Raw genomic sequence first — 23,666 nt, 5'->3', positions numbered from 1 at the left:
GGGTGAACGGAAGTTGAACGCCACGCATTCTCGGCGCGGTCGATGGCAGGGTGAGCAGCATGGACGGTCGTGACGTGGTGCGTTCGATGATGGCGGTCGGCTCCGCGGGGGCCGCCCAGAGGTTGCGCACCATGCGGGCCGCGTGGCGCAGGAGGCGTGTCGATGCCGCCGGGCTGCCGCCGCGGGGCGTGGAGCGGGCCCGGGTGCCCGGTCCCGTGCAGAGCGCCGAGCCGGGTCCGGGCGGTGGCACGCTGCAGTTCAGCCGCTCCGAGCTGCGGATCCTCGTCACCATGAACGGGGCGGTGTTCTGGGGGTGGGACGGGGCCGGTCCCGAGCCGTCGTACGCGCTGGCGGGGCGCTGCCCTCAGCCCGATCCGCGGGCGGTGCTGGAGCCGGACAAGGACGGTGGCTGGCGGGTCGTGGCGGAGCGCGTGACGATCGCGGTCTCGCGCCACGGCGCGGTCGAGGTGCGCACCCCGGGAGGAGTGACGCTCCGTCGCGACCTGCCGCCGCGCTGGTGGGAGCCCGTCGGCGGCGGGCCGGCCCGTTGGATGCAGCGCTCGGAGGTGTCCGCGGACGCGCGGTTCTTCGGGCTGGGAGGGCGGGCGTCCGGCCCCCGGTTGCGGAACGGGACGTACCGGCTGTGGAACACGGGCCCTGGCCGTCCCTTCACGGCCGGCGACGACCCCCTGCACGTCACCATGCCGGTGCAGCTCGTCGTGGCTGACGCAGCCACTCATCTGGTGTTCCACGACACCTCGTGGGACGGCGCGGTGGCTCTGCGGGAGGGTGAGGAGGGCGCCGGTTCCGGGCACGACCGGGCCGGCAGGTGCGAACTGCGGATGGACGGCGGCCCGCTGCGCTGCTGGGTGATGGTGGGCACCCCCGCGCGCGTGCTGCTCGCCTGGGCCTCGCTCACCGGTGCGCCCGCGTTGCCGCCGGCCTGGGCGCTCGGTCACCAGCACGTGCGCCGGGGGGTCGGCGGTGAGCGGGAGGTCCGGCGGATCGTCGCGGGCCACCAGGAGCACGGTCTGCCGCTCGACGCCGTCCACCTCGGCGTCGGCCACTACGACGAGCACCAGGTGTTCACGGTCGACCGCAGCCGCTTCCCCGGGCTGCCGGGGCTGGCCAAGGAGTTGCGCCGGGACGGGATCCGCCTGGTGTCGATCGTCGACCCGGCGGTCCGGGCCACCTCGGGGAACGCCGTGTACGACGGCGGGGACGCCCTGGACGCCTTCGTCCGGGACGCCGCCGGGGAGTCCGTCCAGGGGGTCGCGCGCGCCGGGGAGGCGGTGTACCCGGACTTCACGCACGCGCGCGTGCGCAAGTGGTGGGGCGCTCTGTACGCGGAGCGGCTGGCGCAGGGCTTCTCGGGGTTCTGGCACGACATGGACGAGCCGACCTCGTTCACGGCGTTCGGCGAGTCCACGCTGCCGCGGTCGGCCCGGCACTCGCTCGACGAGCGGGGCGGTGACCATCGCGAGGCGCACAACGTCTATGCGCTGTGCATGACGAAGGCCGCGCACGAGGGGCTGCGGGAGCTGGCACCCCAGGAGCGTCCGTTCGTCCTCTCCCGGTCCGGGTGGGCGGGCATGCAGCGGTACGGGGGCACGTCGTCCGGTGCCGTGGCGACCGGCTGGCCCGGACTGCGGGTGTCGCTGTCGCTGGTCATGGGGCTGGGGCTGTGCGGGGTGCCGTACTCGGGGCCGGACGTGGGCGGCTTCGGCAGGACCCCGTCGCCCGAGTTGTATGTGCGCTGGCTCCAGCTGGGCTCGTATCTGCCGCTGTTGCGTACTCGGGCGAGCCTGCGCGCGGGGGACGGGGAGCCGTGGGACTTCGGTACGGACACGCTGGAGCACGCGCGCGTGGCGCTCGCGGGACGCCGGCGGCTGCTGCCGTACTTCATGACGCTGGCGCATCTGGCCAGACGCACGGGTGCGCCGTACGTACGCCCGCTGTGGTGGAGCACTCCCGGGGACCGGGTGCTGCGTGACTGCGAGGACGCGTTCCTGCTGGGTGACTGTCTGCTGGTGGCTCCGGTGCTCGATCCGGGTGCGGACCGGCGTGCGGTGCAGCTGCCGCGCGGTCTCTGGTACGACACGGCGACGGAACAGCCGTACGAGGGGCCCGGCCAGGTCCTGGTGGACGCTCCCTTGTCGCGGATACCGGTGTTCGCGCGCGCGGGTGCGGTGATTCCCGTACAGGGCGAGGACGACCGCCTGGAGCTGGAGGTGTGGGCCCCGGCCCCGGACCGCACGGGAGGCGGCCTGGTCGTCCGGGACAGGGGCGACGGCTGGGAGGAGGCGGAGGCGGAGCGCTACACGACCCGCTGGGAGGACCGGCGCGTGGTCGTCGAGCGGGAGGGGCGGGACGGCGGGCACGAACCGTCCTGCCCGGTGCGCGTACGGGGACTCGCCGGGCGCGAGGTTCAGGCGTAACGGCCCTCGAAGAACCCCCGCACGGCCAGGGTGTGCAACGGGAAGGCGAGTTCCGCGGGCCGGCGCAGCAGGTGCCAGCCCGCGGTCTCGTCCGTGGCCGCGGAGGCGGGGAGCCGGTCCGCCGGACGCTCCGGAAGCAGTCCGAACAGCAGCAGATGGCCGTCCGGGGAGCTCATCGCGTCGGCGAGCCGGACCTCGCGGCTCGTGGCGTCGATCCCGGTCTCCTCCATGAGCTCGCGCACGACGGCGTGCCGCCAGTCCTCGCGGTCGTCGACGAAGCCGCCCGGCAACGCGGTGCCCCCGCGCGCGGGGGCGATGGTTCGGGTGATGACGACCAGCGCGGTTCCCGTCGCGTCGTACACGGGCTGGAGCGCGACCGCCACGGGAAGCGGGTTGCGATAGGTGACGGCGCCGCAGGCGGGACAGGTGCGGGGCCAGCCGGAGACGCCCTCTCCATAAGGCGCTCCGCAGCTCGAACAGTGGCTGCCGGGCGCGGAGTTGGGAACGGCATGTGGATTTTCGGACACGCGGCGGACTGTATCCGATGCTGGAGAGGGCGTCGCCCCCGGCTGCTCAGCGGCGTTCGGCGAGGGACTTGGCGGAGACGGGGAAGTCGAAGTAGGTGTCCGGGTAGGGCTCGGGCTTGAAGGTGTAGTGCCACCATTCCTCGGCGAGGTTCACGAAGCCGAGGCCTTCCAGGGTGCTCTTGAGCAGCAGTCTGTTGGCGCGCTGCTCGCCCTGGACGCGCGGGTCGAGCGTATGGGCCAGGGTGTCGAAGCAGTCGAACCCGGTGCCCATGTCCACGGAGTTGTCGGGGAAGCGCTCGCTCCTCGGCGCATGGCAGGAAACCAGGGGCTCGCCCGGGACGTAGGGCCGGGTCGGCACGGCAGGGAGCCTGACGATCGTGAGGTCCGTCGTCGAGCCGCGGCTGTGGCCGGACTTCTCGGCGATGTAGCCGTCCTCGAACAGCCGGGTCTTGTCCACCTCGGGGTAGAACTCGCTCTTCATCCGCTGATCGTCGAGGTTCTCGGCCCAGCGCACGAAGTGGTCGACGGCGCGCTGCGGCCGGTAGCAGTCGTAGACCTTCAGGCTGTAGCCCCGGCGGAGCAGGCGGATCTGGGCCCGGTGGAGGGCTTCGGCGGCCGGGCGGGTGAGGAGGCACAGGGGCTGCTCGTAGCCGTCGATGCGCGCGCCGACGAAATTGTGCGGGGTGATGTAGCGCATCTCCTGGATGATCGTGGGGTCGACGGCTCTCAGCGCCACGAAGTCGACCGGGGCCTTGGGGTCGGTCCCCGCCCGCGCGGTCGCGGTCGCGGAGGCGGCGGTCATGGCCAGCAGGGCGGCGAGCACGGTGATCAGGGCGCGTAAGGCGCCGGAAGGTCGCGTCATGCCTCCTGCATCTATCAAGAACAGGTCCGGCGGGGGAAGCGGTCGCCTGCGTCCCTGCCCAATTCCGGTGACTCGTGACACACTTCTGACGCACTTCTGACGTTCCGTCAGATCCGTTGTCGAGGAGGCGCCGTGGCACGTACCCGCACACCGGTGGTCGACGGATGGTTCGCCGGCGGTCCGGAGGACTTCCGGCTCCTCGGCACCCGCTGCTCGGCCTGCGCCTGCATCTTCTTCCCGCGCGAGGACATCCACTGCCGCAATCCCGGCTGCTCAGGGGGCGAGCTGGCGGAGGTGCCGTTGTCGCGGCGCGGGCGTGTCTGGTCGTACACGGACAGCAGATACCGACCACCGTCACCCTATGTGACCGACCCGGAACTTCCGTGGGAGCCGTACGCGTTGATCGCTGTGGAGCTGGAGTCCGAGCGGATCGTGGTGCTGGGTCAGGCGGCTCCCGGGGTCACCGTCGCCGATCTGACGGTGGGCATGGAGGTGGAGGTCGTCCCCGGCGTGCTGCACGGGGACCCGGAGACGACCTGGACGACCTGGAACTGGCGGCCGACGGGGGTGTGAGCGCATGACGGACGATGTGGCGGTGCTCGGCGCGGGGATGCACCCGTGGGGCAAGTGGGGGCGCGGCTTCGTGGAGTACGGGGCGGTGGCGGCCCGCGCGGCTCTCGCCGACGCGGGGCTGGACTGGCGTGACGTCGGCTCGATCGTGGGTGCGGACACGGTCCGCGGCGGCTACCCGGGATATGTGGCGGGGGCTACCTTCGCCAAGGCGCTGGGCTGGCAGGGGGCCCGGGTGACCAGCGTGTACGCGGCCTGCGCGTCCGGCGCGCAGGCGGTGAGCACCGCGCGGGCGCAGATCCTGGCGGGTCTGGCGGACGTCGTGCTCGTGGTGGGGGCGGACGCAGCGCCCAAGGGGTTCTTCCGGCCCGCGGACGGGGACCGGCCCGACGATCCCGACTGGCTGCGTTTCCGGGTGCTCGGAGCGACGAATCCGGTGTACTTCGGGCTGTTCGCGCGCCGGCGCATGGCCGAGCACGGAGACACGACCGAGGACTTCGCGCAGGTCAAGGTGAAGAACGCGGCGATGGGGTCGCTGAATCCGTATGCGCGCTACCGCTCGCGGGTCACCGCGGAGGAGGTCGCCGCCTCCGCGGTGGTTGCCGATCCGCTGCGGCTGCTCGACATCTGCGCCACCTCGGACGGCGGGGCGGCACTGGTGCTGTCCAGCATGGAGTTCGCGCGCCGCAACTCATCGCCCGAACCGGTGCGGATCCGTGCGGTCTCCACGGTGACACCGCGGTATCCGCACACCGTCCTCGACCTGCCGGACATCGCCACGGACTCGGCGGCCGTGGTGGAGCCCGCCGCCGACCCGTTCCGCGCGTCGATCGCACGGTCCGCCTATGAGGAGGCGGGCATCGGCCCCGAGGACCTGTCCCTCGCCGAGGTTTACGACCTGTCCACCGCCCTGGAGTTGCAGTGGTACGAGGATCTGGGACTGTGCGGCGGGGGCGAGGGCGCGAAACTGCTGCGCGAGGGCGCGACGGGGCCGGGCGGGCGCATACCCGTCAACGCGAGCGGAGGGCTGGCCTCCTTCGGGGAGGCGGTTCCGGCCCAGGCGATCGCCCAGGTGTGCGAGCTGACCTGGCAGTTGAGAGGCACCGCGGGGGACCGCCAGATCCCGGGCGCGCGCGTGGGGATCAGCACCAACCAGGGGCTGTTCGGGCACGGGTCGGCGGTCGTCGCCGTCCGCTGATCGCGGGCCGGACGGCCGCGGCACCCCGGCTGCGAACCCGGGCGCACACCCCGGTTCTTCCACTCTGTGTGATCACCTGGGAATCCTGCGTGAACGTCTTATGAACTGGGCTTGGGCGTACGCCGGTAGCGCCATCATGCTTCCCGTGCACTCCTGGGCGGATACTCTCCGTTTCGCATTCCAACCGGTGATCAACCTCTCGACCGGCGGGGTCGCGGGGCTGGAGATTCTTGCCCGCCCCGAGACCGGCGACATCCTGGCCGAGGCCCGGCGCAACCCCGAGGTCGACGGCAGGCTGGCGGTGCTGGCGATCCGGGCCGCTGCTCGCAAGGAGGCGCTGCTGCCCCTGCACGTGAACGTGTTCGCCGGCACGCTGGCCGACCTCGGCGGGCTCACCACCCTGCACGGCGCGGTGCGGCAGGCCGGACGGATGCCCTGGGAGGTGACGCTCGACGTCGGGCCGCCCTTCACCCATGTGCCGCAGAAAGCGCTCCTGGACGCGGTGCACACGCTGCGCGGGCAGGGCTTCCGGATCAGCGCGGACGGGGTCGGGGACGGGGACGTACCCCTGCGCCTGCTCACCGACATGGCGCCCGACCTGGTGAAACTCGACGCGTCGCTGCTGCCGCGACCGGCCGCGGTCCGAGCGATGCGCACCCTGTGCGACGGACTCGGAGCGCTGCTGTGCGTCGAGGCCGTGGAGACCGAACTCCAGTACGCGGCCGCGCTCTCGGCCGGTGCACAGCTGGCGCAGGGCGAGCTGTTCGCGGCGCCGTCCCGGTTGCCCGCGGTGGACGTATACGTTCCGCCGCGCTCCCCCGATGCCCTGCCCCGTCCACGCTCGGGCCCGTCGATCCGGGAGTTCGTGCGCCCGGCCGCGCTGCTGCCCGTGACCGCGTCCGCCGCGCAGGTACGGCAGCTGCTGACCGGGGCCCCGGAGGTGTCCGGGGTGCTGCTCGTGGACCGGACCGGGGTGCCCGTCAGGTCCGTGCACCGCTCCAGGTTCCTGTTGTCGATGTCGGGACGGTACGGGCACGCGCTGTACGCCGATCGGCCTGCCGTGAAGCTGGGCGACACGCCTCGCACCATCGGCATCGACGCCACCGCGTGGGAGGTGCTCGACGTGGTGGCGGTGGGCGGTCGCGGACGGACCTCGGACGATGTGGCGGTGGTCGACCACGACGGCCGGTGCCTGGGCGTCGTACGGCTCGCGGACCTGGTGCGGGCGCTGGCCGAGTCCCGGGTGGAGGAGGCGGCCGGGCTCAATCCGCTGACGCGGCTGCCGGGCTCCGACACGATCACCGGTGAGGTCGACCGGCGGATCGCGGCCGGCCGGACGTTCGCGCTGAGCTGGCTGGACGTGGACCACTTCAAGCAGGTCAACGACGGGGCCGGGTTCGCGGCGGGCGACGAGCTGATCCGGTCGGTGGCCCGCGTGCTCCAACGGGCCACGACCGCGGGCGCCCGGGTGGGGCACATCGGCGGGGACGACTTCCTGGTGCTCGCCGATCCGGACGGCCTGGAGCCGCTGGCCGGTGCCGTGCTGGACGCGCCCTGGTCCGCGGGCGGCCGGCCCGTGACGCTCTCCCTGGCCACGGTCGTGTGCACGCCCGGCAGCGTGACGGACCACCGGCAGGCCGCCGCCTGGCTGGCGCCCTTGAAGAAGACGGCGAAGGCGTTGCACGGCACCAGTTGGGTCCTGGGGCACGCGGGACTGTCCGGGTACGAGGTCCTGCGCGGCTCGGGGGCGGCCCCCGCCGGAGCCCGGTGGGCGGTGGCCGAACCCGGCACGGGATGAGCGGCACGGGGCGCCGGGGCGGCCACCGGGTCCCACGGGACGGGCGTACCTCGGCGGGGCGGCTACCGGCTCCCACGGGACGAGCGGACCTCGGCGGGGCTACGGACGCCGGAGTGTTCCGGCCGACCGGTCGGAGACGCGGGAGGCCGGTCGGCGACTGGCCGGAGGCGCGGGGTCCGGTCGGAGACGCGGAGGCGCGGCAGGCCGGTCGGAGGCGTGCGAGGCGGCGCGTCCGGGTCGACCGGGGCCGTGGCCGCCGGCCTGGGGCGGGACGTGCCGGACGGGCCCCCGAGCCCGGCCCGGGGTAGCCTGACTCTGAAGGCCGCTCCGACACTGCCGAGCTCACCGGGCGGCCGCGGTGCGGGCCGCACGCTCCAGTACGCCGGGCCCAACCGTTGCTGTCGGTGCGCTTGACGCTCCTCGGGTGCCGGTGAAAACTTCCCGGTGTCAGTCGACATCGCCGTACATTCTCGGCGGATTCCGGCACTGCGCCGTGCGGGCCCCCGGGTCGAGGTCCGCTTCTCCGTGGGCGGTTCGGCTGCGACGGCACGCTCGTCACGGACGCCGGGCGGGGCGCGGGACTCCTCGCCGGGCGGAAGTCGCCGAGGGAACCGCACGCTGCACGGAGCAGCCGGGGCCGACCCACCGGGCCCGGCCTAGGAGCCGCCATGAGCAGTGGAGACACAGTCGTCGGCGAGATCACCGGTGCCGCGTTCCTCGTCCTGTCCGGCACCGGCAGCCGCGCGGTCGTCACCATGCTCGTGGCCGGTATCGGCCCCTCCCTCGGCCTGCCGGCCGGCTACGCCGTCGACCCGGCGCGCGACCCCGGTCGGCGCATCGTGCACACCTTCCTGCCGATCCCGGACAAGGGCACCTCCGACCGGGCGTACGCGCGGGTCCCGGTCGCCGGTCCGCCGGCCGGAGGTGTACGGGCGGGCCTCCTCCACAACGCAGCCTTCTGAACCCGAGTCCAAGGGGTAGCCATGACGGACAACGCCGAGAAGTACGTGGCCGCGATCGACCAGGGCACCACGTCCAGCCGTTGCATCGTCTTCAACCAGGACGGTGCGGTCGTCGCCGCGGACCAGCGCGAGCACCGCCAGATCTTCCCCAAGCCCGGCTGGGTGGAGCACGACGCCACGGAGATCTGGGCCAGGGTGCAGGCGGTGGTCGCCGGGGCGCTCGCGAACGCCGGCCTGCGGGCCGACCATCTCAGCGGGCTCGGTATCTCCAACCAGCGCGAGACGACGGTCCTGTGGGACCGGGGGACGGGCAAGCCGGTGCACAACGCCATCGTGTGGCAGGACACGCGCACCACCGCCCTGTGCAACCAACTGGGCGGCGGGGACGGGCAGGACCGCTTCCGCGACCAGACCGGGCTGCCGCTGGCCAGCTACTTCTCCGGCCCCAAGGCAGCCTGGCTGCTGGACAACGTGCCGGGCCTGAGGGACCGCGCCGAGCGTGGCGAGATCGCCTTCGGCACGATCGACTCCTGGCTGATCTGGAATCTGACCGGTGGGACCGACGGCGGGCAGCACGTCACCGACGTCACCAACGCCAGCCGCACCATGCTGATGAATCTGGAAACCCTGCAATGGGACCCCTCGATCCTGTCCGCGATGAACGTGCCGGAAGCCGTCCTGCCCGAGATCAAGTCGTCCGCCGAGGTGTACGGAACCGCCGTCGGCCAGCTCGCCGGCGTACCGGTCGCCGCGGCACTGGGCGATCAGCAGGCGGCCCTGTTCGGCCAGGCCTGCTACGACGTGGGGACGGCGAAGAACACGTACGGCACGGGCAGCTTCCTGCTGCTCAACACCGGCGACCGCCCCGTGCCGTCCAAGAACGGGCTGCTCACGACGATCGGCTACAAGATCGGTACCGAGGCGCCCGTCTACTGTCTGGAGGGCTCCATCGCGATAACGGGTGCGCTGGTGCAGTGGTTCCGCGACCAGCTCGGCATCATCCGGGCCTCCGAGGAGATCGAGACCCTGGCGGAGAGCGTCGACGACAACGGTGGCGCGTACATCGTGCCCGCGTTCTCGGGTCTGTTCGCGCCGTACTGGCGCTCCGACGCGCGCGGTGTCATCACGGGGCTGACCCGGTACGTCACGAAGGGACATCTCGCGCGCGCGGTGCTGGAGGCGACCAGCTGGCAGACGCGCGAGGTCGTGGACGCCATGTTCCAGGACTCCGGGGTGCAGATCACGACCCTGAAGGTGGACGGCGGCATGACGAAGAACAACCTGCTCATGCAGCACCAGGCGGATGTGCTCGACGTTCCCGTCATCCGGCCCAAGGTCTCCGAGACGACCTGTCTGGGCGCCGCGTACGCGGCCGGGCTGGCCACCGGCGTCTGGCACGACCTCGGCGAACTCAAGGCGCACTGGCAGCAGGACGTCGAGTGGACACCCGGCATGAACCCCTCGGTGCGCGACCGCGAGTACCACAACTGGCGCAAGGCGGTGGAGAAGAGCTTCGGCTGGATGGAGGACGACGGCGACCACTAGGGCCTGTCGTTCGGAGCGGACCGCGCGGCTTCGGCCGTGCGGTCAGGTGGTGACGGCGCGGCGGCGGTCCGCCGCATGGGTCATCGCGTGCTCGACGACGCCGACGAGGACGTCCTTGACCGACTCCCGGTCGCGGGCGTCGCACAGCAGGAGCGGCACGTCCTCGTCGAGGTCGAGGGCCTTGCGGATGGCTCCGGCCGGGTAGCGCGCGGCCCCCTCGAAGCAGTTGACGCCGACGAGGAAGGGTATGGAGCGCCGCTCGAAGTAGTCGATGGCGGCGAAGCAGTCCTCCAGGCGCCGGGTGTCGGCGAGGACGACGGCGCCGAGCGCGCCCTCGGAGAGCTCGTCCCACATGAACCAGAAGCGCTCCTGGCCCGGTGTGCCGAACAGGTACAGGACCAGGTCCTCGCGCAGCGTGATGCGTCCGAAGTCCATGGCGACGGTGGTGGTGTGTTTGCCCTCGATGCCGCTGAGGTCGTCGACCGGGCGCCCGGCCTCGGTGAGCAGTTCCTCGGTACGCAGCGGCTTGATCTCGCTGACCGCGCCGACCAGCGTGGTCTTGCCCACGCCGAAGCCGCCGGCCACCAGGATCTTGAGCGTGACGGGCTCGATCAGGTGCTTGCCGCGCTCAGAACGCCCGAGGATCATCGATCTCTTCTCCTGCTGTGTGGGGGTCGGCCGACGGCGGGCCGTAGCCTCCGCCGCCGGGGGTTTCTACGACGAGCACGTCGCCGGGGCGGACGTCCGCGGAGTCGCTGCCGCGGAGCCGGACGACGGTGCCGTCCGCACGTTCCACCCGGTTGGCGCCCAGGGCGCCGGGCGCACCGCCGGCCATGCCGTACGGCGGCACTCTGCGGTGCTGGGACAGGGTGGAGACGGTCATGGGTTCACCGAACCGGATTCGGCGGACGGCTCCGTCCCCGCCGGGCCAGCGTCCGGCGCCGCCGCTGCCGGGCCGGACGGCGAACTCCTCCAGCCGGACCGGCAGCCGCCACTCCAGGACCTCGGGATCCGTCAGCCGCGAGTTGGTCATATGGGTCTGGACGACGCAGGCGCCGGGGAAGCCGTCCCCCGCGCCGGATCCGGAGGCGATCGTCTCGTAGTACTGGTGGCGGTCGTTGCCGAAGGTGACGTTGTTCATGGTGCCGGAGCCCTCCGCCTGCACCCCGAGCGCCGCGTAGAGGGCTCCGGTGATCGCCTGGGACGTCTCCACGTTGCCCGCGACGACGGCGGCCGGCGGCCGCGGGGCGAGCATGGAGCCCGCCGGCACGACGATGTCGAGCGGGCGCAGACAGCCGTCGTTGAGCGGGATGTCGTCGTCGACAAGGGTGCGGAAGACGTACAGGACGGCCGCGTTGACCACGGAGAACGGTGCGTTGAAGTTGGTGGCGAGCTGGGCCGAGGTGCCGGTGAAGTCGACGGTCGCCCGGCGGTTTTCGCGGTCCACGCGCACGCGTACCCGGATGACGGCACCCGAGTCGGTCTCGTAGGCGCACTCGCCGTCGTCCAGGGTGTCGATCACCCGGCGCACCGCTTCCTCGGCGTTGTCCTGTACGTGCCTCATGTAGGCCTGGACGACGTCGAGCCCGAAGTCCTCGATCATGCGGCCGACTTCCTCCACGCCCCGCTGGTTGGCCGCGATCTGGGCACGGAGGTCGGCGAGGTTGGTCCTCGGGTTGCGTGAGGGGTGCGGGGCGCCGGTGAGCAGGCGGAGGGTCTCCGCCTCCCGGAACCGGCCCCCTTCGGCGAGCAGCCAGTTGTCGAAGAGGACGCCCTCCTGCTCGATCGTGCGGCTGTCGGCGGGCATGGAGCCCGGGGCGATGCCGCCGATCTCGGCGTGATGGCCGCGGGAGGCGACGTGGAACAGGATCCGCTCACTCTCCGTGCCGTCGGTCGGACCGGTGCCGAAGACCGGGGTGATCACGGTGACGTCCGGAAGGTGGGTGCCGCCGTGGTAGGGGTCGTTGACGGCGTAGGTGTCGCCCGGCCGCATGGTGTCGCGGCGACGCCGGACGACCTCCTTGACGCTGGTGCCCATCGAGCCCAGGTGGACGGGGATGTGCGGGGCGTTGGCCACCAGGTTCCCGTCCGGGTCGAACAGGGCGCAGGAGAAGTCGAGACGCTCCTTGATGTTGACGGACTGGGCCGTGGACTCCAGCCGGGCGCCCATCTGTTCGGCGATCGACATGAAGAGGTTGTTGAAGACCTCGAGCAGAACCGGGTCGACTTTCGTGTCGAGATCGGAACTCTGCGTGACCGTCGCGCGTTCCATGACCAGATGCCCGTCGTGGGTCGTCGCGGCCCGCCAGCCGTCGTCGACGACGGTCGTGGCGCCGGCCTCGGCGATGATCGCGGGGCCGGTGACGGTCTCGCCGGGGGGCAGGCCCTCGCGGTGATGCAGGGGTACGTCGCGCCAGACGCCGCCGGTGTGGAGGCGGACGGTCTCCGGCGCGCGGGAGCGGCCTTCGTACGGGGCGAGGGCGGACAGATCGGGGGGGTCGGTGAGGCCGGTGGCTTCGACGGAGAGGGCTTCGACGACGATCGGGCGGTCCAGGGTGAAGGAGTACGTGGCGCGATGACGGTCTTCGAAGGCGTGTCTCATGGTGTCGGGCTCGGTCAGCTCGACGGTGAGGGTGGTGTCGGTGCCGTCGTAGCGCAGCTGGGCACGGCGGGTGACCCGGATGCGGTCCTCGGGGACGTCCTCGGCCCGGAGTTCGGCGCGGCCCGCGGCCTCCAGGTCGGCGGCCGTCTTGTGGATCCCGGGCATGGCGGACGGCTCCAGCGGTGCCTCGACGGACTGCTCGCGCATGGCCGTGGTGTCGGCGAGGCCGATGCCGAGTGCGGACAGGACACCGGCCATGGGGGGTACGAGGACCGTGCGGATGCCGAGCGAGTCGGCGACCTTGCAGGCGTGCTGGCCGCCCGCGCCGCCGAAGGTGGTGAGGGTGTAGCGGGTGACGTCGTGGCCCTTCTGGACGGAGATCCGCTTCACCGCGTTGGCGATGTTGGCCACGGCGATCCGCAGGTAGCCCTCGGCGACCTGCTCGGGGCTGCGGTCGTCGCCGGTCCGCTCGTGGATCTCGCGTGCCAGGGTGGCGAAGCGGCGGCGGACGAGGGCGTCGTCGAGGGGCTGGTCGCCGTCGGGCCCGAACACGCGGGGGAAGTGGGCGGGTTGGATGCGGCCGAGCATGACGTTGGCGTCGGTGACGGCGAGCGGACCACCGCCGCGGTAGCAGGCCGGGCCGGGGTCGGCGCCCGCCGAGTCCGGGCCCACGCGGTAGCGCGAGCCGTCGAAGTGGAGGATCGAGCCGCCCCCGGCCGCGACCGTGTCGATGTCCAGCATCGGCGCGCGCAGCCGCACCCCGGCGAGCTGTGTGGTGAAGACGCGTTCGTACTCCCCCGCGAAATGCGAGACGTCGGTGGAGGTGCCGCCCATGTCGAAGCCGATGACGCGGTCGAAGCCGGCGAGCTGCGACATGCGGGCCATGCCGACGATGCCGCCGGCGGGGCCGGAGAGGATGGCGTCCTTGCCGCGGAACTGGTGCGCTTCGGCGAGTCCTCCGTTGGACTGCATGAACATCAGCCGTACGCCTTCGAGTTCGCCGGCTACGTGCTCGACGTAGCGGCGCAGCACCGGCGACAGGTAGGCGTCGACGACGGTGGTGTCGCCGCGCGGGACCAGCTTCATCAGCGGGCTGACCTCGCTGGACAGCGAGATCTGCGGGAAGCCGATGCGGGCGGCCACCTCGCGGACGGCGTGTTCGTGTCCGGGGTGGAGGTGGCTGTGCATGCAGACCACGGCGACGGCCCGGATGCCGTCGTCGTAGGCCTCCTGGAGGGGACCCTCGAGAGCGTCCGGGTCCGGGGCGCGCAGGACGGTGCCGTCGGCGGCGATGCGCTCGTCGACCTCGACGACCCGCTCGTAGAGCAGCTCGGGCAGTTCGATGCGGCGGGCGAAGATGCGGGGCCGGTTCTGGTAGGCGATGCGCAGGGCGTCGCGGAAGCCGCGGGTGATGACGAGCAGGGTGCGTTCGCCCTTGCGTTCCAGGAGCGCGTTGGTGGCGACGGTCGTACCCATCCGGACGGCCGCCACGGGGTCCCGGGAGTCGTCGAGGAGCGCGCGCACCCCCGCGACCGCCGCGTCGGCGTAGCGCGAGGGGCTGTCCGACAGCAGCTTGTGCGTCAGCAGCCGGCCGTCGGGGCGCCGCGCGACGATGTCGGTGAAGGTACCGCCCCGGTCCACCCAGAACTGCCAGCCTGTCACGTATTCACCTCGCTTCCGCGCTGCTCACAGCGCCCGGAGGCCGTCGATCACGTCGCGCAGAATACTCTCGTCCGGCAGTTCGGCAGGCGGTACGGGCCGGTTCACATGGACGAATTCCCCGGTCACGAGGTCACCGACGAGGACCCGGACCACTCCGATGGGCAGATCGAGCTCGGCGGCGAGTTCGACGACCGACTGCGGGGTGTCGCGGCACAGCTCGACGATGTCCACGTGTTCCGGGGAGAGGCTGTGGTCGCCTTCGGGGTCGTCTCCGTGGGGTTCGGTGACGACCACCGCGATCAGGTCGAGGCGGTGCTGAGCCGCACCCGTGGTGCGGCCGCGCGTCATGGCGTACGGACGGACGACCGGTCCGGCGTCGTCGTCGAACCAGTGGCTTCTGCGCTGACCGTCTGTGCTCATGCCATCTCACTACCCGCCCGAGGGCAGGTCGGTACGCGGGGAGGCACCCAGATGTGCGCCGACTCTCTTGACCAGGAGCGTCATCTCGTAGGCGACCTGGCCCACGTCCGAGTCGGCGTCCGCGAGCACGGCGAGGCAGCTGCCGTCGCCGGCGGCCGTCACGAACAGGAAGGCCTCCTCGAGCTCGACGACCGTCTGGCGGACGTTGCCCGCGTCGAAGTGCCGGCCCACGCCCTTGGCGAGGCTGTGGAATCCGGACGCGACTGCGGCGAGGTGCTCGCTGTCCTCCCGGGTCAGGTCCTTGGAGACCCCGATGGCGAGACCGTCTCCGGAGAGCACGACGGCCTTGCGAATGCTCGCGACGCGGTCCACCAGTTCGTCGAGGAGCCAGTTCAGCTCGCCCTTGCCGTTCGTGGTGTGGTCGGTTGCCTTCGGTGCGGTCATCGACCGTCCCCCTCTGTCGTTCCTTGTGATGCCGTGTCGCTGTGGGAGTCTTCGCTCTCGGCGTTCTCCTGGCGGCCGCGTTGCCAGCCGCGTTGGAGTGAGGCCATGCGGCTGCGCACCTCGTCGGCGTCGCGTTCCGCGAGCTCCGTGCTGTCCTGCGCGCGCCGCGCGGGATCCTGCTTGAGTTGCGGTGCCAGGCTGGCCTGCCGCACCCGGCGGGGCAGTGGACCGGTGCCGGGGGCTGTCTCGTGATCCGGGGTGGGCAGGGGGCGTTCGGTGGCGTCCGGGCCGCTCGGCGGGTCCGTGCGGCGCCGGGTGCGGGTGGGAAGTGCCGGGGCGGACGGCGTCTCGTCCGGCCCGGTGGCCCGGGGGTCACTGGAATCGGGGAGTCCGTCGCCGAGGCCGGCGGCGCCCCGGGCCCGGCTCAGGGGCGCGGTGGCCCCGCGGCGGCGGGTCGGCAGGGGTGCCGGGCCGCCCGTGGCCGGGTTGTCCGTGCCCAGGCCGCGCGGGCCCGGCACCGTGGACGGTTCCTCGTCGGGCTCGCGGCGCCGGGAGCGCTGCTCGGTCACGGGACGGCCGTGGGAGCTGACCAGCTTGGGGGAGCTGCGGCGGGGCAGCGGCAGCGAGGCGCCCGGATGCTCTCCGGGGTCGATGCGGTCCGCCGGGCGCTGAGGGTCGGTGTATCTGCGGTTGCGCTCGCCGCCAGGGTTGCTCGGCCCGGCCGCCGTGCTCGTTCCCTCGGCCCTGCTCGTCCCGTCCGGGGCGGGGACGACCGAGCGGCGCGGGCGGAACAGCCCGCCTGCTTCGTCCTCCTCGCCGTCCTCGCTGTCGAGTACGCCCGGGAAGCCGTCGAGGCCTTCGAGGCCGAGGGGGCCTTCCAGTTCGACGGGCCCGTCCAGGAGCGAGGCGGGCAGACCGGGCAGTGGCACGGGCGTCGGGGAGAGTGTGGTGCGCCGGCTCTCGGCGGGAGATCCCTCGGGCGAGGGCCGGGGCCGGTCGAGGCGGAATCCGATGCCGTTGGTGTCCGGGACGTCGTCCGTCAGCAGGACGTCCGGGATGAAGACGACGGCTGTGGTGCCGCCGTACGGGGACGGCTGGAGGGAGACGCGGACGTTCTGCCGCTGGGCGAGCCGGCTCACCACGAACAGACCCAGCCGGTCGGTGTCGGACAGCTCGAACTCGGGGGTCTCGGCGAGCCGGAGGTTGGCGTCCAGCAGTGCTTCCGCGGTCATGCCGAGGCCGCGGTCGTGGATCTCCAGGGTGAATCCGTTGGCGACCCGTTCGCCCAGCACCTGGACGGCGGTGTGCGGCGGCGAGAACACCGTGGCGTTCTCGAGGAGTTCGGCGACGAGGTGGGTGAGGTCGGCGACCGCCGGGCCGGTGATGGCCGTGCGGGGCAGTCGGCGCACCTCGATGCGCTCGTAGTCCTCGACCTCGGCGACGGCGGCGCGCACGATGTCCATGAGCTGGATGGGTTTGCGCCACTGCCGCGAGGGGGCCGCGCCGGAGAGGATCACCAGGCCCTCGGCGTGCCGCCGCATACGGGTCGTGAGGTGGTCGAGGCGGAAGAGGTCGGCGAGTTCCTCAGTGTCGTCGGTCCGGCGTTCCATGGTGTCGAGCAGGGTGAGCTGCTTGTGGAGCAGGACCTGGCTGCGGCGCGCGAGGTTGACGAACACCTCGGAGACTCCGGCGCGCAGCTGGGACTGTTTGACGGCGGCTTCGACGGCGGCCCGTTGCAGGGTGTTGAGCGCCTGGCCGACCTCGCCGATCTCGTTCCTGTCGTACTCCAGACGCGGCATCTCGGTCTCCACGTCGACCTGCTCGCCCGCGGACAGCCGGCGCATCACGCTGGGCAGCCGCACACCGGACGCCTCGTGGGCCTCCAGGCGCAGTTGGCGCAGGTCGCGGATGAGGCTGCGGCCGATGCGCACGGACAGGAAGAGCGAGAGCAGCAGGGCGATCAGGCCGAGCACGCCGACGACGGCCGACTGGACGATGACGCCCATCGCGATGGGACGGACCCGGTCCTGGAAGCGGTCGTTCGCCTGGTCGTCGAGGTGGGCGAGTTCGTCGAGCACGTTGCCCGCCGCGACGTCCCAGTTCTCGGCGGTCACGCCACGGGGCATGCCGTCCGGCCGGGTGGCCAGGACGGACTGTTCGGCCGTGCGCAGCGGGGCGGTGGTGGCGTTCTTCCAGAAGCGCTCGTAGCGGTCGCGTTCGGCGGTCGGCAGCTGCGGGAGGCTGATGTCGTACACCGCGGCCCGCTGTGCCTCGATGTTCGACAGGTGGTGGACCTCTTCGCGCGTGACCCGGCCCACGACCAGGGCGGAGCCGAGCAGGGCGTCCTCCTGGGAGAGCAGTTCGCGCGCTCGCGCGACGTTGACGAGGGCCCGGTACTGCTTGTCCATGTCCACGCTGTCGACCACGTCGATGGTGGCCAGCAGGGCGTAGCAGGGGTCGATCAGACGGTTGTAGAGGTCGAGTGCCTGGGCGCGGGAGACGGTGCCGTCCTCGACGCTGCGGCGCAGCGAGCCGATGCCGTCGAGGGCGTCCAGGACGGCGGTGAGGGCCTCGGTGTCGTCCTGGTCCAGCACATCACGGACGTCGGCGCTGCCGGAGTTGCCGCGGATCCTGGCGATGACCTCGTTCGTCGCCCGACGGGTACGGCGGAGCGCGGCGAGGGCGTCGGCAGCGCGCGGGTCGGCGAGGTAGACCAGGGTCTGGCGGCGTTCCTGCTGGATGGCGCGAGCCGTGTCCTCGACGGGGTAGCCAATCCTGTCCGCCACCGACGACACGTTGAACAGCCGGTTCACCTCGCGGCCCATGAGTACCGTGGCGAAGCCCCAGACGGCGGTCAGGGACACCAGCGGCACGAGCAGCAGCGCCACGATCTTCCGGCGGATCGACTTCCCGCGAAAGCGCATGGCCTCCCCCAGCTCGACCCCCACAGGGAAGGGGGGTACACCTGTGCGTCAACAAACGGCGCGAGCCTACTACTGACGCACGAGTAACTCGAAGGGCCATCCGGAAGCAGAAATTCCGAACCAGCGTCAAGACATGGCGAGTTGTCCTGTCATTGCGGGAGATTGCCTCCCCCAAACCGGCAGCAGCCGACGAGGCCGATCCCGCGTTCCCGTACGGGTAGTTGGCCAGAATTTTTCGTTCATTGGGAATCTTCGGGGGACTTCGTTCGTCTTTTTCTACGGGAATCGGGGGCGGAATCGGCCACAGGAGCCGCAACTCGCACCCGGGCGGCGTAAAACAGCGCAAGCCGGGCAGCCACTGGGGAGTCGGGGTCTTCGGACCGGGCGAGGGGTCTGCTGGCGGTGGGGAGTGACACGGTGATGGGCACGGCGGAGCGGCATGACGCGCCGGAGTACGGCGCGGTGGCGCACAGGACGGTGCCTCGGCGGCGCGAGGCACCGGATCACGACATTCCGGCGGATGGACACGAACCGGCACCGCAGCCGGCCCGGGACGCGGTGCGGGAGACGGTCCAGGACCGGCCGCAGCACCGGCCGTTGTGGGTCGAGGAACCCGCCCGCCGGCGCCGGATGCCGGACCCGGTGCGCAACGCGGCCGTACGCGCGGTGCTGTTCATCGCGGTGACGCTGATCCTGGCGATGACGGCTGTCCTGTGCACCCTGGCGGGCTCGTGGCTGGCGTTCCCGATGGTGATCGGCAGCGTGACCGGCACCGTGCTGGCCACCTGGGGCGCACTCGACGTCTGGATCACGCGCCAGGTCTGGAACCAGCGCAACGGCGTGGTGTCGGTCCCGAGCAGCACCGCCCGGGCGCTGCGCCGCGAGCGCCGCCGGGCCCGGCATCAGGCACGGGCCGACGAGCGGGCGAAGAAGCGCATAGGCAGGGCCGACAGCACCGGACGGCTGTCGCACTCCTGACCGGTTCCGCCCCGGCCCCGCTCGTGGGGAGAACCCCCCGGCTCTCCCCACGAGCCACAGCGCGGTCCGCGGCTGTGCCACGGCCCGTCCGGGCCACGGCTACGCGGGCCGCTTGAACATCCGGGTCGCCGTGATCTCGCTGTGCACCGACTCGCTTTCTCCGGCGGGGGCCTGCTGGGGCAGACCCGGCCGCAGGTGCTCCTCCACGCTGATGTACTTCAGGCCGGCGCGCAGGTCGGCGTCGTTGCGCAGCCGGATGACCAGCGGGAACTCCGCCAGCGCCGTGGTGTCGAACAGGCCGGTGGTGTAGAGGAGCTGGACGCCGAGCGCGTCGGACACCGCCCGCTGGAGCTCCAGCAGATAGGTGGCGTTGGCGCGGCCGATGGGGTTGTCGAGGAACAGGGTGCCGGCGTGCCGGTGCTTGTCCCGGCCCCGGTCGTTGGAGCGCAGGGCGGCCATCGTGCAGTACAGGGCGATAGCCGCGGTGAGCAGCTGGCCGCCGGAGAACACGTCGCCCATCTGGCCGACGGGCACACGCTCTGCGCGCAGGACGGCATCGGGCTTGAGGATCTCGACCGCGATGCCCCTGGGCTGGAGGGCCGCGCCGACCCCGCGCAGCAGCAGGGACATCCCGTCACGCCGTAGATCGGAGTTCTTCTTCACCGCGGCCCGGGTCGCCTCGTCGACGACCTCACCGAGGCGTTCGGTCAGCGTGGCCTGGTCGGGTTCCTCGAACCGGATGCGCAGGAACTCCTGTCCGGACCACTCCCCGAGCCCCTCGGGCAGCCGGGACAGACGCTGGGCCGAGCGCAGGGTGGCGAGGGACGACTCCACCAGTCCCCGCAGCCGGTCCACGATCGAGTCCCGGTTCCGCTCCAGCTGCGCCAGTTCGTCGGTGAGGACGCGCAGCCGGGGCGCGAAGGCGTCGGCCCACTTCTGGGCGTGCTCGGGCAGCGCCGCGGCGGGCAGTTCGCGGATCTGCTGGCGGGCCGGGGTGCGGACCTGTTCGTAGCGGGTGGAGTTGGCGTGCCGGACCAGGATGTCGCCGGCTTCGCGCACGGACGCCTCCGCGGTGGACAGGTCGGCGGCGCAGCCGCGCAGCGAACGGCGGGACTCGGCGGCCGACTGCCGGGCCTCCTCCAGAGTGCCGGGGTAGGGCTCCACCTCCTCCTGCTCCTCCTCGGACGCGTGCTCGCGCAGCAGGTCGCGGAGCATCGCGGCGGTCTCCTCGAAACCGCCGACGGCGTCCTCGGCGGCCCGGTGCGCATCCAGCAGCTCGGAGTGCGCCCCGCGAGCCTCGGCCAACGCCTCGGTGCGGGCGGCCAGTTCGGTGCCGGCGGTGCGCCGCAGCGCCTGCGCGTGGTCGGCGTCGCGCGGCTGGAGCTCCTCGGGCAGCTCGGTGTGCGCCTCGCCGTCCTCCGGGGCGTGCCGCTCGGCCTCGCCGCGCAGCCGCCCGAGCTGCTCGCTCGCGTGCGACATCCGGGTCTCCAGGAGCTGCACCAGCTCCTCGGCCCGTGCGGCGGCGGCCTGCCGGGACGGTCCGTCGGAGCCGTCCGGCGACTGGAGCAGCTGTTCGGCGCGGGTACGGACCTTGTTGCTCAGCCGGTCCAGTTCGGTCCGTGCCGCGCTCTCGTCGCTCTCCGCGCGGGCCTGCTCGGCACGCAGGTCGGCGCCGACGCCGACCTTCTCGTAGACCTGGGAGGCGGCCCGGTAGGCCTCGCGCAGGGCGGGCAGGGACGCCTGGGACGCGTGCGGGTCGTCCTGCGGCACGTCGTCGGGGGCGCCGGCGATCTCGGCCCGCTCGGCGCGCAGCGCGCGGGCGGTGCGACGGCTGTCGTCGGCGGCGCGCTGGGCGGCGCGGCGGTCCTCGTCCGCGGCCCGGGCCCGCTCCAGGCAGGTCTGGGCGCGGGCTTCCGACTCGGTCGCGTCGTCGGCCAGTTCACGCAGTTTCACCTGCCAGCCGGCGCGCTCGCGCAGCCGGAAGGCGAGCCCGGCCAGGGCGTCCGCGGCCCGCCGGGCGCGCTGCGCGCTCTCCTGTCGTTCGTCGCGCACCCGTGTGGCCTCGGCGGCGGTCTCCTCGGCCTCGGCCCGCACGGTCCGCGCCTCGCCCAGCTCGGCCTCGGCCTCCTCGGCGAACGCGCCCGCCTCCTGGGCGAGCTGGTCCAGCTGCGCGAGCCGGCCGGCCGGGCAGCCCGTGCGCCACGAGGCGAGCCTGGCGGCCAGTTCGCGGTCCTTGCCGAGGCGTGCGGCAAGGCCGCGGATCTCCTCGTCGCGCTCCGCGGCCCGCGCCCGCAGGGCCTGCCGCTCCTCGTCGGCGGCGTGCTCGTCGTGCATGGCCGGGTTCGGCGGTACGAGGAAGACGCCGCTGTCCTGCGACTCCGCGGCCGGGGTGGGCGCGAGGAGGGCGGCCGCGGTGCCGACCGCCACGGTCGACCGAGGCAGCAGCGCCGCGTTGCCGAGGGCTTCCCGGGCCCGTACGTGCGAGTCCGGATCGGTGATGATCACACCGTCGACGAGTTCGGGGCGGGCGGCCAGCACGCGCGCGTGGTCGGCGGGGTCGACGGCCTGGGCGAGGTAACGCCAGCCGGGCAGCGCGGGAATGCCGTGTTCGCCGAGGAACTCCACGGTGGCCAGTACGTCCGGGCCGGGCGGCAGCAGTCCCCCGTCGCCGAGCGCGCCGAGGATGCGCGCGTCGTCGGCGGCCGCGGTGCGCAGCTCGAAGAGCTGCCGTTCCGCGGCGGAGACGGCTTCGGCGAGGAGTTCGCGCAGTTCGTCGGCGAAGCGGTCCAGCTCCGCGGGCGCAAGGGCGCCGTCCGGGGCGTCCTGGCCGGTGTCCTGCCGGGTCCGCGGGCCGCCCGGCTGCGCGTCGCCGTGGGTCAGTCCCAGCAGTTCGGCCAGCCGCTCCTCGGCGGCAAGTGCCTCGGCGAGGCGCAGTTCGGCCTCGCGGGAGCGCTCGGCCGCCGTCGCGGCGTCCGCCGCGCGGGCCGCGGTCAGTTCGGCGCGGGACTCCGCGGACGCCGCCTCCCGGGCGTGCTCGCTCGCCCGGCGGGACGCCTCACGTGCGGTGTCCCAGGCCGCGACGGCCGTCTGTTCGGCGTCGCTCGCGGCGAGGGCCGCGCGGGCGGGGTCGGCGTCGGGCGCGCTGTCGTCGAGCCAGCCCGCGCGCACCGCCTCGGCGGTCTCCTGTTCCACCTCGGCCAGGCGCTGGCGCAGGTGTCCGATCTCGCTGCGGGCGCGCTGGGACTCGGTCGCGGCGGACGTGGAGTCCCGGTGGGCCGAGTCGCCGGCCTCCTGGAGCGCCGCGGACCGCTCCTCCTCCTCGTTGGCGAGGGTCTCGGCGTTCTCCGCGGCCAGGTGCAGGGCTCGTACGAGGTCGACGGCGGCCTTGGTCCGGGCGGCGAGCGCGGGTGCGGCGTCGCGCTCGGCCTCCTGGATCGCGGCGGACACCCGGGTGACCCGGTCGGTGGCGGCCCGGTGGCGCAGCACGGCCTCGGCGGCCTGCCAGGCGGCGTGCAGGGTGCGCGCCTCGGCGAGCTCACGCTTCTGCGCGGCGGCCGACTTCTCGGCCGCGGCCAGGGCCAGCGAGGCGTGCCGGTAGGCGAGTTCGGCGGCGACGAGGGCGCTGCGCTCACGCGCTCCCTCGGCGTGGGTGACGGCGTAGGCGGCGGCCGTGACCCGCTGGGCGAGGTCGGTGGCACGCGTGCGCTCGCGCACCGCGCGGGTGGACAGCCGGCGCGCCAGCGTACGGGTGCGGCGCTCGGCCGCCGTGTGGATGTCACGCGCCCGTGCGCGTGCCTCGGTGGCCTCCACGATCCGGCCGAGCAGGTCCACCGACCCGGCGGTGAAGTCGCGTTCGGCGATCAGTTCGGCGCGTCGCCCCAGCTTGTTGCCGAAGCCGCTGACCAGGTCGGCGAGTCCGTCGGTGTCACGGGTGTCGGTGACGGCCCGCAGCAGCAGGTCGGTGAAGTCGGAGTCCTTCTTGACCGCGAACAGGCCGGCGGCCTCGCCCTCGTCGGCGTTCATCTCACGCTGGTAGCGGAAGAGTTCGGGGTCGAGGCCGAGGTCGCCGAGGTGCTCGATCCAGCGGTCGTGGATCTCCTCCCAGTGCACCTCCAGGTGCGGGTAGGCCTTGCCCGCGTCGGTGATGGCGTCCCGGAAGCCCTTCATGGTGCGGCGCCGGCCCTGCGCGCCGGACTGGCCCTCGACGGGCGGCCGTACCGCGGTGGCCTCGGCGACCGGCAGGTTGTCCAGGCTCAGCCCGGGACCCGGCCGAAAGGAGTACCAGGCCTCGGCGAACTTCCGCGGGTCGTTGGAGACCTGGCGGCCGCGCCATTCGCTGACCTTGCCGACGACCACGCACTCGCCGGTCAGCACGTGCTGCCATTCCAGTGCCACGTGCCCGCAGTCGTCGGCGAGCAGGAACTTGCGCAGCACGCCGGAGCTGGCGCCGCCGAGCGTGTTGCGGTGACCGGGCAGCATCACGGAGAAGATCAGCTTGAGCAGGACCGACTTGCCGCCGCCGTTCTCCAGGAAGAGCACGCCCGCGGGCGCGGGCCGGCGCGGCGGGCCGACGGGCTCCTCCTCGAAGAACTCCGCCTGGGTGGGTGCGGGGTCGGGCACGACGTCGCCCACACCTCGCAGGTCAAGCACGGTGTCGGCGTAACGCGCACCGGCGGGCCCGATGGAGTAGAGACGGACCCGGGACAGCTCGTACATGGCGGACTCTCGTAAGTCTT

The 23,666-nt window shown here is 72.7% G+C and carries 14 protein-coding genes and 1 pseudogene; 7 read left to right on the top strand and 8 right to left on the bottom strand.

Features of this window, described 5'->3' with window-relative positions; translation table 11 throughout:
* Window positions 1-59: 59 nt before the first annotated feature.
* Complete coding sequence (locus tag ABT085_RS11635) at window positions 60-2,438, top strand: glycoside hydrolase family 31 protein (protein ID WP_351604823.1); 2,379 nt, start codon at window positions 60-62, stop codon at window positions 2,436-2,438.
* Here ABT085_RS11635 and ABT085_RS11630 read toward each other — a convergent pair.
* Window positions 2,429-2,965, bottom strand: coding sequence for an NUDIX domain-containing protein (locus ABT085_RS11630; protein WP_351604820.1), 537 nt, complete (start codon window positions 2,963-2,965; stop codon window positions 2,429-2,431). The genes ABT085_RS11635 and ABT085_RS11630 overlap by 10 nt on opposite strands.
* Before the next feature lie 46 nt (window positions 2,966-3,011).
* Complete coding sequence (locus ABT085_RS11625; protein WP_351604818.1) at window positions 3,012-3,827, bottom strand: M15 family metallopeptidase; 816 nt, start codon at window positions 3,825-3,827, stop codon at window positions 3,012-3,014.
* 153 nt (window positions 3,828-3,980) lie between these two features.
* On the opposite strand from ABT085_RS11625, the gene ABT085_RS11620 reads away from it, so the two are divergent.
* The 5 genes and pseudogenes from ABT085_RS11620 to glpK all read left to right on the top strand — a co-directional run bounded on the left by ABT085_RS11620 (window position 3,981) and on the right by glpK (window position 9,900).
* Window positions 3,981-4,400, top strand: a complete 420-nt coding sequence (locus ABT085_RS11620; protein ID WP_351604837.1) for a Zn-ribbon domain-containing OB-fold protein — start codon at window positions 3,981-3,983, stop codon at window positions 4,398-4,400.
* Window positions 4,401-4,404: 4 nt separating this feature from the next.
* Window positions 4,405-5,595, top strand: a complete 1,191-nt coding sequence (locus tag ABT085_RS11615; protein ID WP_351604815.1) for a lipid-transfer protein — start codon at window positions 4,405-4,407, stop codon at window positions 5,593-5,595.
* Between the two features lie 145 nt (window positions 5,596-5,740).
* Window positions 5,741-7,393, top strand: coding sequence for an EAL domain-containing protein (locus tag ABT085_RS11610; protein WP_351604812.1), 1,653 nt, complete (start codon window positions 5,741-5,743; stop codon window positions 7,391-7,393).
* Window positions 7,394-8,139: 746 nt separating this feature from the next.
* Window positions 8,140-8,355: pseudogene (locus ABT085_RS11605) on the top strand (aquaporin family protein); the annotation flags it as partial.
* Between the two features lie 21 nt (window positions 8,356-8,376).
* Entirely contained in the window at window positions 8,377-9,900 is a 1,524-nt protein-coding gene (glpK, locus tag ABT085_RS11600) for a glycerol kinase GlpK (protein WP_351604809.1), read from the top strand.
* Between the two features lie 42 nt (window positions 9,901-9,942).
* Here glpK and ABT085_RS11595 read toward each other — a convergent pair whose 3' ends face one another.
* Genes ABT085_RS11595 through ABT085_RS11575 form a run of 5 tightly spaced genes read right to left on the bottom strand, consistent with a single transcriptional unit; the run spans window position 9,943 to window position 17,952 of the window.
* Window positions 9,943-10,548, bottom strand: a complete 606-nt coding sequence (locus ABT085_RS11595) for a GTP-binding protein (RefSeq protein WP_351604807.1) — start codon at window positions 10,546-10,548, stop codon at window positions 9,943-9,945.
* Window positions 10,529-14,164: a hydantoinase B/oxoprolinase family protein gene (locus tag ABT085_RS11590; RefSeq protein WP_351604801.1), complete on the bottom strand. Its 3,636-nt coding sequence runs from the start codon at window positions 14,162-14,164 to the stop codon at window positions 10,529-10,531. Before ABT085_RS11590 ends, ABT085_RS11595 begins: the two co-directional genes overlap by 20 nt.
* A 24-nt stretch (window positions 14,165-14,188) precedes the next feature.
* Window positions 14,189-14,584, bottom strand: coding sequence for a DUF742 domain-containing protein (locus tag ABT085_RS11585; RefSeq protein ID WP_351604798.1), 396 nt, complete (start codon window positions 14,582-14,584; stop codon window positions 14,189-14,191).
* 9 nt (window positions 14,585-14,593) lie between these two features.
* Complete coding sequence (locus ABT085_RS11580) at window positions 14,594-15,028, bottom strand: roadblock/LC7 domain-containing protein (RefSeq protein WP_351604795.1); 435 nt, start codon at window positions 15,026-15,028, stop codon at window positions 14,594-14,596.
* Entirely contained in the window at window positions 15,025-17,952 is a 2,928-nt protein-coding gene (locus tag ABT085_RS11575) for a nitrate- and nitrite sensing domain-containing protein (RefSeq protein WP_351604792.1), read from the bottom strand. The genes ABT085_RS11580 and ABT085_RS11575 overlap by 4 nt, the downstream gene beginning before the upstream one ends.
* A gap of 420 nt (window positions 17,953-18,372) precedes the next feature.
* Between ABT085_RS11575 and ABT085_RS11570 the strand changes: the two genes are divergently transcribed.
* Window positions 18,373-18,930: a hypothetical protein gene (locus ABT085_RS11570; RefSeq protein ID WP_351604835.1), complete on the top strand. Its 558-nt coding sequence runs from the start codon at window positions 18,373-18,375 to the stop codon at window positions 18,928-18,930.
* Window positions 18,931-19,029: 99 nt separating this feature from the next.
* On the opposite strand, the gene ABT085_RS11565 is transcribed toward ABT085_RS11570, so the two are convergent.
* A complete protein-coding gene (locus tag ABT085_RS11565; RefSeq protein ID WP_351604789.1) occupies window positions 19,030-23,646 on the bottom strand; it encodes a hypothetical protein in 4,617 nt (1,538 codons plus the stop codon).
* Window positions 23,647-23,666 lie beyond the last annotated feature (20 nt).

The organism is Streptomyces sp. NPDC002265 (assembly GCF_040296125.1).
GTDB lineage: Bacteria > Actinomycetota > Actinomycetes > Streptomycetales > Streptomycetaceae > Streptomyces.
Note: the sequence above shows the minus strand (reverse complement) of the source record. Positions and strands in the feature narration are given on the sequence as shown.